The 14,803-nt window shown below is 73.8% G+C and carries 2 protein-coding genes; both read left to right on the top strand.

The annotated features are described in order from the left end of the window. Entirely contained in the window at nucleotides 1–11,622 is an 11,622-nt protein-coding gene (locus RLT58_RS31855; protein ID WP_311313809.1) for an SDR family NAD(P)-dependent oxidoreductase, read from the top strand. Between the two features lie 33 nt (nucleotides 11,623–11,655). Further along, nucleotides 11,656–14,757: a type I polyketide synthase gene (locus RLT58_RS31850; RefSeq protein WP_311313808.1), complete on the top strand. Its 3,102-nt coding sequence runs from the start codon at nucleotides 11,656–11,658 to the stop codon at nucleotides 14,755–14,757. Nucleotides 14,758–14,803: the final 46 nt, after the last annotated feature.

Below are 14,803 nucleotides of genomic sequence, written 5' to 3'. Positions count from 1 at the left end.
ATGACGAACGAGGCCAGGCTCCGCGACTACCTCAAGCGCGTGACCAATGACCTGCTCCAGACCCGGCAGCGACTGACCGAGGTCGAGGCGGAGCGGCACGAACCGATCGCGATCGTCGGCATGTCGTGCCGCTATCCGGGCGGGGTGCGCTCCCCCGAGGAGCTGTGGGAGGTCGTCGCTTCGGGCACCGACGCGATCTCCCCGTTCCCGGAGAACCGGGGGTGGGACACCGCCGGGCTCTACGACCCCGACCCGGAGCGGACCGGCCGGAGCTATGCGCGGGAGGGCGGCTTCCTGCACGAGGCGGACCGCTTCGACCCGGCGTTCTTCGGGATCAGCCCGCGCGAGGCGACGGCCATCGACCCGCAGCAGCGGCTGCTGCTGGAGAGCGCCTGGGAGGCGTTCGAGCGGGCCGGCATCGACCCGGACACGCTGCGCGGCTCCCGTACCGGGGTGTTCGCCGGGGTGATGTACGGGGACTACGGCGGCCGGATCCGCCGGGCACCGGACGGCCTGGAGGGGTACATCGGCACGGGCAGCGCCGGATCCGTGGCGTCCGGCCGCCTCTCGTACACCTTCGGGCTCGAAGGTCCCGCGGTGACCGTGGACACGGCGTGCTCGTCGTCGCTCGTGGCCCTGCATCTCGCCGTGCAGTCGCTGCGCCGGGGCGAGTGCGATCTCGCGCTGGCGGGCGGGGCGACGATCATCGCGACGCCCGGCCTGTTCGTCGAGTTCAGCCGGCAGCGCGGGCTGTCCCCGGACGGGCGGTGCAAGGCGTTCGCCGCGTCGGCCGACGGCACCGGCTGGGGCGAGGGGGTGGGGCTGCTCCTGGTGGAGCGGCTGTCGGACGCCCGCCGCAACGGCCACCGGGTGCTCGCGGTCGTCCGGGGATCCGCCGTCAACCAGGACGGTACGAGCGGGCAGCTGTCCGCTCCCAACGGGCCGTCCCAGCAGCGGGTGATCCGGCAGGCGCTCGACGATGCCGGGCTCACGACGGCGGACGTCGACGCGGTGGAGGCGCACGGGACGGGGACGAAGCTCGGCGACCCGATCGAGGCGCAGGCGCTGCTTGCCACGTACGGGCAGGACCGTCCGGCCGAACAGCCGCTGTGGCTGGGGTCGTTGAAGTCGAACATCGGTCACACCCAGGCGGCTGCCGGGGTCGGCGGGATCATCAAGATGGTGCAGGCCATGCGCCACGGGCTGCTGCCGAAGACCCTGCACGTGGACGAGCCCTCACCGCACGTGGACTGGGACGCCGGGGCCGTACGCCTGCTCACCGAGGACGCCGCCTGGCCCGAGCACGACCGGCCGCGCCGGTCCGCCGTCTCGTCGTTCGGGATCAGCGGGACCAATGCACACGTCATTCTGGAGGCGCCCACGACGGAGGCCGACGACGGCGAGGCCGAGACGCCGGCCAAGTCCTCCGGCGCGGTGCCGTGGCTGCTGTCCGCGCACGACGCCGAGGCGCTGAAGGAGCAGGCGGGGCAGCTGCATTCGTACGCGGAGGAGCGCCCCGGACTGGACCTGTCCTCGGTCGGCGGGGTGCTGGCCAGGGGCCGGGCCGCGCTCGGTCATCGGGCGGTCGTCGTCGCCGGGAGCCACGAGGAGCTGGTGCCGGCGCTCGACTCGCTGGCCCGGGGTGTGCCGTCGGGCGATGTGGTGGAGGGGGTGGCCGCCGATCACGGGAAGACCGTGTTCGTGTTTCCGGGTCAGGGTTCGCAGTGGGAGGGCATGGCCCGCGAACTCCTCGCCACCTCACCCGTCTTCACCGAACACCTCACCGCCGCAGCCCAAGCCCTCCAACCCCACACCGGCTGGAACCTCCTCGACGTCCTCCAAGACAAACCCGACACACCCCCCACCGACCGCGTCGACGTCATCCAACCCGCACTCTTCGCCGTCATGACCTCCCTCGCCAAACTCTGGCAACACCACGGCATCCACCCCGACGCCGTCATCGGACACTCCCAAGGCGAAATAGCCGCCGCCCACATCGCAGGCGCCCTCACCCTCAACGACGCAGCACAAATCACCGCCCTCCGCTCCCACACCCTCCTCCAACTCGCCGGCACCGGCGCCATGGCCTCACTCCCCCTCACCCACCAACAAACCACCACCCTCCTCACCCCCCACCCCGACCTCCACATCGCCGCCCACAACGGACCCACCACCACCGTCATCGCAGGCAACCCCCACACCCTCAACACCCTCGTCACCACCCTCAACGAACAAGGAATCCGAGCCCGCACCATCCCCGTCGACTACGCCTCCCACACCCCCCACGTCCAACCCCTCCAAAACACCCTCCACACCCTCCTCCACAACATCACCCCCCAACCCACCACCACCGCCTTCTACTCCACACTCCACGCCCGGCCCATCGACACCACCGAACTCGACGGCGACTACTGGTACGACAACCTCAGCAACCCCGTCCAGCTCCACCCCACCGTCGAAAAGCTCCTGGACGACGGCCACTCCGTCTTCATCGAGGTCAGCCCCCACCCCGTCCTGACCACCGCACTCCAGGACACCGCAGACACCACCGACACCAACGCCCTCATCACCGGCACCCTCCGCCGCAACGAAGGCACCCTCCACCGCTTCCACCTCTCCCTCGCCCACCTCCACACCCACGGCATCCCCGTCGACTGGACCCCCACGCTTCCGGAGACCGGGGGCGACGCCCCGTACGATCTGCCGACCTACCCCTTCCAGCACCGGAGCTACTGGCTGGAGGACGCGGCGACCGACGGGGATCCGGAGAGCCTCGGGCTGCACACGACGCAGCACCCGCTGCTGACGGCCGCGACGACACTCGCCCAGGGCGACGCCCTGCTGCTCACGGGCCGGATCTCACTGCGCACCCACCCCTGGCTCGCCGACCACGCGATCGACGGCACGGCGGTCCTGCCGGCTGCGGCCGCGCTCGAACTGGCGTTGGAGGCGGGCAGGTTGCTGGGCGATCTGCCGGTGGCCGAGCTGGCGCTCGACGCTCCGGTCGTCTTCCCGGCCACCGGTGGTGTGGATGTGCAGGTGACGGCCGGGCCGCCGCGCGGCGACGGCCGCCGCGATCTGACGCTGCACACCCGCGCGTACGACGAGGCGGACGACGGCAGCGCACTGCACCGCACCTGGACCAGCCATGTCACGGGTCTGCTCGACACCCCCGAACCCGCCGCCGGATCCGCCGCACCCGAGCCGCTGACCGCCTGGCCGCCCGCCGGGGCGACCGCCGTCGACGTCGCCGAGGTCCATGAGCGGCTGGCAGCACAGGGGTACGAACTCGGCGAAGCCCTCCGGGGGCTCACACGGCTGTGGCGCCGGGGCGACGAGCTGTACGCCGAGGTGTCCGCGCCGGAAGGGGTCGCAGCCGACGCCGGACGGTACGGGCTGCACCCGGCGCTGCTCACGGCGGCCCTGCACCAGGCCCTCTCCCAGGGCGACGAGCTGCTCGAACCCGCCGTCTGGCGGGGCGTGACCCTGTACGCGGTCGGCGCCGGCGGTCTGCGGGTGCGCGTCTCCCGGCGCGGCGACGGGTTCGCCGTGCTGCTCGCAGATCCGGCCGGTGCTCCGGTCGCCTCGGTCGACTCGGTCGCCCTGCGGCCGCTGGCCGCCGGGGTCCTGGACCGGGCGGACCGGGTCCGCCACGACTGGCTGCTCGCCACCGACTGGACGCCGGTGCCCGCACCGGGCGACGGCACGCCGCTTCCGTACCCGAGCTGGACCTCGTCCGCCGAGCCCGAGGCCGAGCTGCGGGAGGCCTTCGGAGACGCCGTCCACGTCCCGTACGCACCGGCGCAGGACGAGGACGCGGCCCCCGGTCTCGTCCTGCTGCACGCGTCGTCCGCGAGCGAGCTGCTGCCCGCGCTCCGGACCTGGCTCTCCGGCGAGGCGGACAGCGACACCCAGCTGGTGGTCGTCACCCACCACGCCGTCACCACGGGCCCCGACGATGTGCAGGATCTGGTCCCCTCGCCCGTGTGGGGCCTGGTGCGGGCGGCCCAGTCGGAGAACCCGGGGCGGATCGCTCTCGTCGATCTCGACGCCGAGCCCGCCTCGCTGAGCGCACTCCCGGCGGCACTCACCAGCGGTGAACCGCAACTCGCCCTGCGCAACGGCGACATCAGGGTGCCGAGGCTCATCGCATCGGTACCGCAGGACGCCGGCGAGCTGCCCGCCCTGCCCGAGGAGTCGACGGTCGTCGTCTCCGGTGCCGGCGACCTGGCCGCCGCCGCGGCCGTCCACGCCGTCACCGCCCTGGGCGCCCGGCACCTGCTTCTGCTGTCCCCGGACGCGGGTCTGGCGGACCGGCTGGCCGGCCTGGGGGCGGAGGTCGTGGTGGCGGACTCCGACGCGTCCGACCGCGACGGCCTGGCCGGGGCGCTGGCCGCGCTGCCGTCCGCGCATCCGGTCGGCGCCGTCCTCCACGCGCCGCCCGCCCCCGACCGTACGGTCCTGCTCTCCACCGCGCCCGAGGAGTTCGGGGCGTGGCTGCGGACCGCCGGTGCGGCGGCCTGGAACCTCCATGAGCTCACCCTCGGTCTCGACCTGGGCGCGTTCGTGCTGCTCGCCCCCGACGCGTCGTCCGCGCTCGGCGGCACCGGTCGCGCGGGCGCCGCCGCCCTCGGCACCTACCTCGACGCCCTCGCCCAGCACCGGGTGTCGCTGGGGCTGCCGGGCGTCTCGCTCTCCTGGGGTCCCCGGGACTCCGTGCCGGACTCCGCCTTCCACGGGCTGGTCCGCTTCCAGGACGACCAGGTCGCCGCCGGCCTGGACCTCGCGCTGCGCTCGACGGGCCGGCCCGCGCTGCTCGCCGCCCGTCTCGACCGGGCGGCCCTGGGCGCACAGGCCGGGGCGGGGCTGCTGCCCCCGGTGCTGCGCGCCCTGATCCGTACCGTGCGCACCGCCGCCGGGGCGGACGCCGCCGCTGCGGGCACGCTCGTCACGGCCCTGGTGGGCCTGTCCGGAACTGAACAGCTGCGTCTGCTGGGCGAGTTGGTGGGTGAGCAGGTGGCGGGGGTGCTGCGGCACTCCGCCGGGGACACGCTCGACGCGTCCCGCGCGTTCAAGGACCTCGGCTTCGACTCCCTGACCGCCGTGGAGCTGCGCAACCGGCTCAACACGGCGACCGGCCTGCGGCTGCCCGCCACGCTCGTCTTCGACCACCCCTCGCCGGTGGCTCTCGCCGCCCATCTGCGGGACCAGCTGCTGGGTGACGGCACGGGCATCGACACCGCGGTGTCCGCCGGACGCACCCCGGTGCAGGACGGTGAACCCATCGCGATCGTGTCGATGGCCTGCCGCTACCCCGGCGGGGTGCGCACACCGGAGGACCTGTGGCAGGTGGTGGCGTCGGAGAGCGATGTCATCTCCCCGTTCCCGGCCAACCGGGGCTGGGATCTGGACAGCCTCTTCGACCCCGATCCGGCGCACGCGGGGACGTCGTACGCGCGGGAGGGCGGGTTCCTGCACGACGCGGACCAGTTCGACCCGGCGTTCTTCGGGATCAGCCCGCGTGAGGCAACGAGCATGGACCCGCAGCAGCGGTTGCTGCTGGAGAGCGCCTGGGAGGCGTTCGAGCGCGCGGGGATCGACCCGACGTCGTTGCACGGCACGCGGACCGGGGTGTTCGCGGGGGTCGTGTACACCGACTACGGGGCGAGGGTGAAGCTCCCCGCCGACATGGAGGGCTACCTCGGCATCGGCAGCGCGGGCAGCATCGCCTCGGGGCGGATCGCCTACACCCTCGGGCTCGAAGGTCCCGCGGTGACCGTGGACACGGCGTGCTCGTCGTCGCTCGTGGCCCTGCATCTCGCCGTGCAGTCGCTGCGCCGGGGCGAGTGCGATCTCGCGCTGGCCGGCGGGGCGACCGTGCTCGCCAACCCCGACATCTTCATCGGGTTCAGCAGGCAGCGCGGGCTGGCCCCGGACTCCCGGTGCAAGGTCTTCGCGGCCGGTGCGGACGGTACGGCCTTCGGCGAGGGCGTCGGGCTGCTCCTGGTGGAGCGGCTGTCCGACGCCCGCCGCAACGGCCACGAGGTGCTCGCCGTCGTCCGGGGCACGGCCACCAACCAGGACGGGGCCAGCAACGGCCTCACCGCTCCCAACGGGCCCTCGCAGCAGCGGGTGATCCGGCAGGCCCTCGCGGACGCCGGGCTCACGACGTCCGACGTGGACGCGATGGAGGCACACGGCACGGGCACGACCCTGGGCGACCCGATCGAGGCACAGGCCCTCATCGCCACGTACGGGCAGGACCGTCCGGCCGAACAGCCGCTGTGGCTGGGTTCGTTGAAGTCGAACATCGGTCACACCCAGGCGGCTGCCGGGGTCGGCGGGATCATCAAGATGGTGCAGGCCATGCGCCACGGGCTGCTGCCGAAGACCCTGCACGTGGACGAGCCGTCACCGCACGTGGACTGGGACGCCGGCGAAGTACGCCTGCTCACCGAGGCCAGGGAGTGGCTCCCGAACGGCCGTCCGCGCCGGGCCGGTGTCTCCGGATTCGGCATGAGCGGCACCAACGCTCACGTCGTCCTGGAGGAGGCGCCGGACGACGCCCCGGCGAACGAGCCGGTGGAGACCGGTGCGGCGCCGCTGCCCTGGCTGCTGTACGGCCACAACGCCGAGGCGCTGGCCACGAACGCCGGGCAGTTGCGCCGACACCTTCAGGAGCACCCGGAGGCGGACACGGGCCCGCTCGTGAAGGCGCTGGCGACGGGCCGGGCCGGGCTCGCCCATCGCGCGGTCGTCGTGGCACAGGACCGGGAGCACCTGCTGGAGAACCTCGCGGGGCTGGAGCGGGGCACGACCGGTGCGGACGCGGTACGGGGCACGGTCACCGAGACCGGCAGGACGGTCTTCGTGTTTCCGGGTCAGGGTTCGCAGTGGGAGGGCATGGCCCGCGAACTCCTCGCCACCTCACCCGTCTTCACCGAACACCTCACCGCCGCAGCCCAAGCCCTCCAACCCCACACCGGCTGGAACCTCCTCGACGTCCTCCAAGACAAACCCGACACACCCCCCACCGACCGCGTCGACGTCATCCAACCCGCACTCTTCGCCGTCATGACCTCCCTCGCCAAACTCTGGCAACACCACGGCATCCACCCCGACGCCGTCATCGGACACTCCCAAGGCGAAATAGCCGCCGCCCACATCGCAGGCGCCCTCACCCTCAACGACGCAGCACAAATCACCGCCCTCCGCTCCCACACCCTCCTCCAACTCGCCGGCACCGGCGCCATGGCCTCACTCCCCCTCACCCACCAACAAACCACCACCCTCCTCACCCCCCACCCCGACCTCCACATCGCCGCCCACAACGGCCCCACCACCACCGTCATCGCAGGCAACCCCCACACCCTCAACACCCTCGTCACCACCCTCAACGAACAAGGAATCCGAGCCCGCACCATCCCCGTCGACTACGCCTCCCACACCCCCCACGTCCAACCCCTCCAAAACACCCTCCACACCCTCCTCCACAACATCACCCCCCAACCCACCACCACCGCCTTCTACTCCACACTCACCAACTCCTTCATCGACACGACGGAGCTGGACGGCGACTACTGGTACCGCAACCTCAGCAACCCCGTCCTCTTCGAACCCGCCGTCCGCGCCCTCCTCGAAGCCGAACACTCCGTCTTCATCGAGGTCAGCCCCCACCCCGTCCTGACCACCGCACTCCAGGACACCGCAGACACCACCGACACCAACGCCCTCATCACCGGCACCCTCCGCCGCAACGAAGGCACCCTCCACCGCTTCCACCTCTCCCTCGCCCACCTCCACACCCACGGCATCCCCGTCGACTGGACGCCCACGCTGCCCACCACGGCGGGCCGGGCCACCGAACTGCCGACCTATCCGTTCCAGCGGCGGCGCTACTGGCTGGAGGGGCCCGCCGCCCACAGCGACGCGGGCAGTCTCGGGGTGGACTCCGCCGACCATCCGTTCCTGGCCGCCTCGACCACGCTCGCCCAGGGCGACACGCTGCTGCTCACGGGCCGGATCTCGCTGCGCACCCACCCCTGGCTCGCCGACCACGCCGTGAGCGGCACTCCGCTCCTCCCGGCCACCGCCCAGCTGGAGCTGGCGCTCCAGGCGGGCCGGCATGTCGGTGCGGGCGCGGTGGACGAACTGACCCTGGAGGCACCGCTGTTCGTGCCGGAGCGCGGAGGCGTGCGGATCCAGGTCACGGTCGAGGCGCCGGACAAGGAGGGACGGCGGCAGCTGGCCGTGCACGCGCGGCCGGATGTACCGGCGGACGATGTGCTGGGCGACGCGCCGGGCTGGACCAGGCACGCCACCGGCGTCCTCGCCTCTGCCGACACCGCTTCCCCCGCATCCGGGGAGGCCGACGGCCAGGACTGGCCGCCGGCCGGTGCCACCGCGCTCGACACCGACGGGCTGTACGCGGAACTCGCGGCGCTGGGATACGAGTACGGCCCCGCCTTCCGGAATCTGACCGCGGCCTGGCGATCGGGCGACACCGTGTACGGCGAGGTGTCGCTCGCCCCCGAACTCCACGCGGAGGCGGCCCGGTTCGTGCTGCATCCGGCGCTCCTGGACTCGGCCCTGCACACCCTGGGGCTGGGTGACTTCCTCGGCGAGGGCATCCGGCTGCCGTTCTCCTGGTCGGGGGCGGCGCTGCGCGCCACGGGCGCCACGGCCCTGCGGGTGACGGTCTCCCCCGGTGACGGGGGCCGGGACACGGTCCGGGTCTCGGTCGCCGACCCCACGGGCGCGCCCGTGGTGAGCGTGGAGACGCTCACCCTGCGACCTGTCGCCCCCGGGCAGCTGCCCGCCGCGCCGGGGTCCTCCGCCGGCGACTCGCTCTACGCCCTGGAGTGGACGGAGCTCGCGGAGCCCTCCCCGGAGGCCACGGCCACGTTCGACGTGCTGGACGCCACCGACCCGTTCGAGGGTGCGGCGCCGGTCGCGGCCGGTGCCGCCGTGGAGTCGCTGCTCGACAGGCTGCGGGACCATGTGGCCGACGAGGACGGGGCGGAGACCCGTCTCGTCGTGCTGACCCGCCGGGCCGTGGCGGCACGGGCCGGTGACCCGGTCGATCTGGCCGCCGCCCCGCTGTGGGGGCTGGTACGGTCGGCCGCCACCGAGAATCCCGGCCGCATCACCCTGGTGGACTCCGACGGGGAGCAGGCGTCCCAGGAGGTCCTGGCCGCCGCTGTCGCCACCGATGAGCCGCAGTTCGCGCTGCGTGGCGGGCAGATCCTGGTGCCCAGGCTGCGCAGGACGGAGTCCGGACCGGTCTCCGTCGTACCACCGGAGGGCGTGGCCGGCTGGCGGCTGGAGACACCCGGCGGATCGCCCGACGATCTGCGGGCCGCCGTCCACCCCGCCGCGGAGGCTCCGCTGTCCGAGGGCCAGGTACGGATCGAGGTGCGGGCCGCCGGGCTCAACTTCCGCGATGTGCTGACCGCACTCGGGATGGTGCCGGTCGGCGCCCCGCTCGGGACCGAGGCTGCGGGGACGGTCATCGAGACCGGGCCCGGGGTCGACGACCTCGATGTCGGCGACCGGGTGTTCGGCCTGGTGCCGGGCGCGGTGGGGCCGCTGGCCGTCGCCGACCGGCGGCTGATCGCCCGTATGCCGCAGGGCTGGTCGTACGCGGAAGCGGCGGGCGTGCCCGCCGTGTTCACCACCGCCTACTACGGGCTGGTCGAGCTGGCCGGACTGCGTGCCGGCGAGCGGGTGCTGATCCACTCCGGTGCCGGTGGTGTCGGGATGGCGGCGCTCCAGGTGGCCCGCCACATCGGGGCCGAGGTGTTCGCCACGGCGAGCCCGGCGAAGTGGGGCGCGCTGCGGGCGCTCGGGCTCGACGCGGACCACATCGCGTCCTCCCGTACGACCGGGTTCGAGCAGCAGGTGCGTGACGTGACCGGCCGTGCGGGCACCGCGTCCGCGCCGGGGGTCGACGTCGTCCTGAACTCGCTGACCGGGGAGTTCATCGACGCCTCGCTGCGGCTGCTGCCGCCCGGCGGACGGTTCGTCGAGATGGGCATCGCGGATCTGCGGGACCCGGAGGAGGTCGCGGCGGTGCGGCCCGGCGTCGCGTACCGGCCGTTCGAGCTGCTGGACATGGAGCCCGACCGCGTCGGTGACGTCCTTGCGCGGGTCCTCGCCCTGTTCGAGGAGGGCGCGCTGTCCCCGCTCCCGGTCACCACCTGGGACGTGAGCCGCGCGCCCGAGGCGTTCCGGCACTTCGGGCAGGCGCGTCAGGTGGGCAAGGTGGTGCTGACGCTGGCGCCGCGCACCGCACCGGAGGGGACGGTCCTGATCACCGGCGGCACCGGCACCCTGGGGTCCGCCCTGGCCCGGCATCTGGTGACCGGGCACGGCGTGCGCCATCTGCTGCTGACCGGCCGCCGGGGCCCGGACGCCCCGGGGGCTCAGGAGCTGCGGGCGGAACTGACGGAGCTGGGTGCCACGGTACGGATCGCGGCCTGCGACACGGCCGACCGGGAGGCGCTCGCCGCGTTGCTGGCCTCCGTGCCGTCCGCGCATCCGCTGACCGGGGTGGTGCACGCGGCCGGGGTGCTGGACGACGGGGTGCTCACCTCACTGACCCCGGAGAAGGTCCGTGCGGTGCTGCGGCCCAAGGCGGACGCGGCATGGAATCTGCACGAGCTGACCCGGGATCTGGACCTGTCCCTGTTCGTGCTCTTCTCCTCCGCCTCGGGGCTCCTCGGGGGCGCGGGGCAGGGCAACTACGCGGCGGCCAACGTGTTCCTGGACGCGCTGGCCGCGCACCGGCGGGCCCACGGGCTGCCGGCGGTGTCCCTGGCGTGGGGCATGTGGGAGGCGGCCAGCGGTATGACCGGGCATCTGGCCGGGGCCGACCGGGCGAGGATCGCCCGGGGCGGGCTCGTTGCGATGGCGGTGCCCGAGGGCATGGCGCTGTTCGACGCCGCCCTGGCCGACGGCCGGCCGCTGCTCGTACCGGCGCCCCTCGACGGCGCGGGGCTGCGGGCGCTCGCGGAGGCGGGTCCCGGGACCGGCGGGGTGCCCGCCGTGCTGCGGTCGCTGGTCCGGGCGCCCGCCGTGCGCCGGGCGGCGAGCGGGGTGCGCGCGCCCGCCCCGTCGGTGACGGACCGGCTCGCCTCCCTGCGCGGCCCCGAGCGTACACAGGCACTGCTCACGCTGGTACGCGAGCAGGTGGCGGCCGTGCTCGGGCATCTGACGGCCGACGACATCACCGCCGACCGGGCGTTCAAGGAGATCGGCTTCGACTCGCTCACGGCGGTCGAGCTGCGCAACCGGATCTCGGCGGCCACCGGACTGCGACTGCCCACCACCACGGTGTTCGACTTCCCCACGCCCACCGCGCTCGCGGAGCGGCTGTCCGTGCTCCTGGCACCGGACGAGCGGACGGACGCCGCCGAGCTGGAACGGCTGCTGGCGGCCGTCACGGTGGACAGCGACGGATTCCACGCGCTCAGGGAGCGGCTGCGGGCGGCGCTGTGGCAGTGGGACGAGCAGGCGGCGGATCCGGCCGAAGGGGCGGCACCGACAGCGGACGACGATCTGGACACAGCGACGGACGAGGAACTGTTCCGCGCGCTCGACGAGGAACTGGGGGCGTCGTGACAGGCCATTTCAGCGTACGAGAGGGCGATGGCGATGAGTAACGAGGACAAGCTCCGCGACTACCTGAAACGGACCACGGCCGACCTCCGGCAGGCCCGGCGCAGGATCAAGGAGCTGGAGGACAAGGAGCACGAGCCGATCGCGATCGTGGCGATGGGCTGCCGGTTCCCGGGCGGCGCCGATTCGCCGGAGGCCCTGTGGCGGCTGGTGGCCGAGGAGACGGACGCGGTGTCCGACTTCCCCGAGGACCGGGGCTGGGACACGGAGCGGCTCTACGACCCCGATCCGGACCGCGCCGGGACCACGTACACCCGCGAGGGCGGGTTCCTGGAGGGCGCGGGAGCCTTCGACGCGCCGTTCTTCGGCATGGGTCCGAGGGAGGCCGTCGCGACCGATCCCCAGCACCGGCAGCTCCTGGAAGTGGCGTGGGAGACCCTGGAGCGTGCCGGGATCGCCCCGGGGTCCCTGCGCGGCAGCCGTACGGGTGTGTTCGCCGGGGTGGTGTCGCAGGCGTACGTGCCGCCGCCGGAGCGGGTGCCCGAGGGGTTCGAGGGACATCTGATGACGGGGAACGCGACGAGTGTCGCGTCCGGCCGGATCGCCTACCACCTCGGTCTGGAGGGCCCGGCGGTCACGCTCGACACCGCGTGCTCGTCCTCGCTCGTGGCGATGCACCTGGCGGCGCAGTCGCTGCGGCGCGGCGAGAGCGATCTGGCGCTGGCGGGCGGGGTCACCGTGATGGCCACCCCGCTGCTCCTGGTCGAGTTCAGCCGGCAGCGCGGGCTGGCCCCCGACGCCCGCTGCAAGGCCTTCGACGCGGCGGCCGACGGCACGGGGTTCTCCGAGGGCGTCGGTCTGGTGCTGCTGGAGCGGCTGTCCGACGCGCGCCGCAACGGCCGCCGGGTCCTCGCCGTGCTGCGCGGTTCGGCGGTCAACCAGGACGGGGCGAGCAACGGCCTCACCGCGCCCAACGGCCCGACGCAGGTCCGGGTCATCCAGCAGGCGCTGGCCTCCGCCCGGCTCGCCCCGCAGCAGGTGGACGCGGTCGAGGCGCACGGTACGGGGACCCGGCTCGGCGACCCGATCGAGGCGCAGGCCCTGCTGGCGGCCTACGGTCAGGGGCGCCCGGAGGGTGAGCCGCTGCTGCTGGGGTCGCTCAAGTCGAACATCGGCCACACCCAGGCGGCGGCCGGGGTGGCCGGGGTCATCAAGATGGTGGAGGCGATGCGCCACGGGGTGCTGCCGCGCACCCTGCATGTGACGGAGCCGACGCCGCACGTGGACTGGGCGTCCGGCTCCGTGGAACTGCTCACCGAGGCGGTCGCGTGGCCCGACCGGGGGCGTCCGCGCCGCGCCGGGGTGTCGTCCTTCGGGATCAGCGGCACCAACGCGCACGTCATTCTGGAACAGGCCGACGCCATGGACGGGCCGGGGGACGAGGACTCAGCGGCGGCGGACGGCGGCCCGGCGGACGGGCCCGGTCCTCTGCCGGAGCCCCCGGCCCCCTGGCCGCTGTCGGCCCGTACGGAGTCGGCGCTGCGGGCCCAGGCCGGCCGGCTGCACGGCCATCTGGCCGCCGCGCCCGGGCTGCGGGCGCACGACGTGGGCCGGACGCTGGCCCTCGGGCGTACGGCGTTCCGTCACCGTGCGGTGGTCCTGCCGGGCGACCGTGACGAGCAGTTGGCGGCGCTGGCCGCGCTGGCGTCGGGCGGCAGGCCGGCCCGGGCGGTGTACGGCAGCGCTGCGGCGCCGCCGCCGACCGCGTACCTCTTCACCGGGCAGGGCAGCCAGCGGCCGCGTATGGGCGCCGAGCTGTACGAGCTGCGGCCGGTCTTCGCCAAGGCGCTCGACGAGGTGTGCGAGGCGTTCGAGCCGGTGCTGGCGCATCCGCTGAAGAGTCTGCTGTTCGCCGCCGAGGGCAGTCCGGAGGCGGCGCTGCTGGAGCGTACCGAGTACGCCCAGCCGGCGCTGTTCGCCATCGAGACCGCGCTGTTCCGGCTGCTGGAGCAGTCGCTTCCGGCGCCGGGCCAGGTGGCCGGGCACTCGATCGGCGGGCTCGCCGCCGTGCACGCGGCGGGGGCGCTGTCGCTGGAGGACGCCTGCACCCTGGTCGCCGCGCGGGGCAGGCTGATGCAGGCCATGCCCGGCGGCGGTGCGATGGTGGCGTGCGAGGCATCGGAGGAGGAGGTGCTCGACGTACTCGCCGGATACGCGGGCCGGGTGGAGGTGGCCGCGGTCAACGGTCCGCTGTCGACGGTCGTCTCGGGTGACGCGGACGCGGTGGCGGAGGTCGCCGACGGGTTCCGGGAGCGGGGCCGCCGGACGCACCGCCTCAGGGTGAGCCATGCCTTCCACTCCCACCACATGGACGGGGCGCTGGACGAGCTGCGCGCGGTGGTGGCGCGGCTGCGCTTCTCCGAGCCGCTGATTCCCGTCGTCTCCGACCTGACCGGGCGGCTCACCGGCCTCGACGAGCTGCGGCAACCGGACTACTGGGCGAGGCAGTTGCGGTCCCCGGTGCGGTTCGGTGACGCGGTGGTCACCCTGGCCGGGGGCGGGGCGACCGCGTTCGTCGAGGTGGGTCCCGACGCGGTGCTCACCCCGCTGGTGGCGGCCTCGCTGCCCGGGTCCGCGCCGCTGGTCGTGCCCGCGCAGGTGCGCGACCGCCGGGGCGAGGAGACGTTCGCGGTGGCGCTCTCGGCGCTGCACGCGGCGGGCGCCGAGGTGCGCTGGGAGAGCTGGTACGCGGAACAGGCGGCGCCCCCGGCCGAGTTGCCGGTCTATCCGTTCGAGCACACCCACCACTGGTGGCCGGCGCCGGCGGGCGAGGTACGGCGGGAACGCCCGGCGCCGGAGCCGGAGGCGACGCCGTCCCCGGAGGCTCCGGCCGGCGAGGGCTCGCTGCTGGATCTCGTACGGCTCCACGCGGCGCATGTGCTGGGGCACGATTCGCCGGAGTCGATCGCGGCCGAGGACAACTTCCTGGACATCGGCTTCTCGTCGTTCACCGCGCTGGAGGTCCGCAACCGGCTCTGCGAGGCGACCGGGCTGCTGCTGCCGCCCGTGCTGCTGTTCGACCACCCGACGCCGTCGGCCGTCGCCGGCTTCATCCGGGACGAGCTGGCCGCCGCATAGGGAGCGCGACAGACGAGAGCCGGGGCCCTTCGGAAGGGCCCCGGCT

The organism is Streptomyces sp. ITFR-16, assembly GCF_031844705.1.
Classification (GTDB): domain Bacteria; phylum Actinomycetota; class Actinomycetes; order Streptomycetales; family Streptomycetaceae; genus Streptomyces.
This window is presented reverse-complemented; position numbering and strand designations above follow the sequence as displayed.

What these genes read in the sequence shown, in the direction of transcription:
- RLT58_RS31855 (WP_311313809.1), top strand. Translation starts at nt 1, where the DNA reads ATGACGAACGAGGCCAGGCTCCGCGACTACCTCAAGCGCGTGACCAAT.
- RLT58_RS31850 (WP_311313808.1), top strand. Translation starts at nt 11,656, where the DNA reads ATGAGTAACGAGGACAAGCTCCGCGACTACCTGAAACGGACCACGGCC.